This window comes from Klebsiella sp. K47 (assembly GCF_051858335.1).
Taxonomy (GTDB): domain Bacteria; phylum Pseudomonadota; class Gammaproteobacteria; order Enterobacterales; family Enterobacteriaceae; genus Klebsiella; species Klebsiella pneumoniae.
Map to the genome: position 1 here is coordinate 1 of NZ_JBPYUI010000405.1, position 225 is coordinate 225.

A 225-nucleotide genomic window follows, 5' to 3' on the forward strand; every position below is an offset into this window, starting at 1 on the left:
GCCGTGTAGCCGCGCTGGCGCGACAGCGGCGCAATGGCGAACAGCTCGCGGATGGAGTCCCAGGCGCCCACGTAGCTGGCCGGGTTGGAGCGCGCCGTCTTGCCGATGGGCGACTGGTCCACGAACATCACGTCGCTCAGGTGGTCGGCGCCCAGCAGGCGCTCGAAGGCGCCGGCCGCATCCGTGGGCTTGCCGAAGTGGCGCATCAGCGCGGGCACCAGCACG

The 225-nt window shown here is 72.0% G+C and carries 1 protein-coding gene; it reads right to left on the reverse strand.

Going from position 1 to position 225, the window contains the following annotated elements; translation table 11 throughout:
- Positions 1 to 225 (reverse strand): hypothetical protein (locus RRF55_RS28570; protein ID WP_439419380.1); only part of this gene is annotated, 225 nt, incomplete at both ends.